The organism is Corynebacterium sp. HMSC078H07, from assembly GCF_001812805.1.
GTDB lineage: Bacteria > Actinomycetota > Actinomycetes > Mycobacteriales > Mycobacteriaceae > Corynebacterium.
On the sequence record NZ_KV810431.1, the window covers coordinates 1 to 318 of the forward strand.

The window sequence follows — 318 nt, forward strand, 5'->3', positions numbered from 1 at the left end:
GTTGGCGATGTCGATGACGCTTCTGCCGAAGGCAGTCATCCGCAGCGCGGTGAAGTCGGGCAGGACGGACTCGTCAAGGAAGCGATCTGCTGGCGGGGTTGGTGATGGCATGGGCTTTAGTGTCCTTTCTTAGCGAGGTTGTCCATGCTGAACTGGTCTGCACCGCCGAGAAACGCGCCGGTGGTATCCCGGTCGGTGATTGCAGGGGCGGTGGGCTGGTTGACTGTGGTGCTGCGCGGGGCCTGGTCTAACCCGCGGGGCCGGGTGGCGTGTTCTTTGCGTATGGCGGCCATCATGTTTTTGACCGCGGTATATGAC

The 318-nt window shown here is 61.9% G+C and carries 1 pseudogene; it reads right to left on the bottom strand.

Features of this window, described 5'->3' with window-relative positions:
* Positions 1 to 116: 116 nt before the first annotated feature.
* Positions 117 to 318: pseudogene (locus HMPREF2875_RS13865) on the bottom strand (IS21 family transposase); the annotation flags it as partial.